The following is a 351-nucleotide window of genomic DNA, read 5'->3' as shown; positions in this document are numbered from 1 at the left end:
CTCCCGGACGGTGACCGGCAGTCCTCCGAAGGTGTCCCGGGCGCCCTCGCGCACCGTGCGGTCGGCCTGCTCGCGCCCCTCCTCGGGCACGTCCGCCTTGACGACCAGCGCGGTGTCCGCCGCGTTGCGGGGATCGGCCAGGGCGTGGCGCAGGGCCGCGTCGCCGACGGCGCCCGAATAGGCGGTCAGGGCCGTCAGGACCGCGGTGGTGAGCAGCACGGTGAGCAGGGCGGCGGCGAGCAGCAGGCGGTGCGCCCGCGCGCGCAGCAGCACGAACCCCGCGAATCCCCCGTACCCCGCCACCCGGCCCCCCGCCGATGTTGTCCAGACCTCTCGGCGATGCTGTCAGAG

The 351-nt window shown here is 76.1% G+C and carries 1 protein-coding gene; it reads right to left on the bottom strand.

The features are described 5' to 3' along the window. Positions 1 to 303, bottom strand: a 303-nt coding sequence (locus tag ACLZOT_RS50775) for a hypothetical protein (RefSeq protein ID WP_416976090.1), incomplete at its 3' end; no start/stop codon positions are given. Between the last annotated feature and the right edge of the window lie 48 nt (positions 304 to 351).

The sequence above is a fragment of the Streptomyces sp. 4F14 genome, from assembly GCF_048159485.1.
Classification (GTDB): domain Bacteria; phylum Actinomycetota; class Actinomycetes; order Streptomycetales; family Streptomycetaceae; genus Streptomyces.
This window is presented reverse-complemented; position numbering and strand designations above follow the sequence as displayed.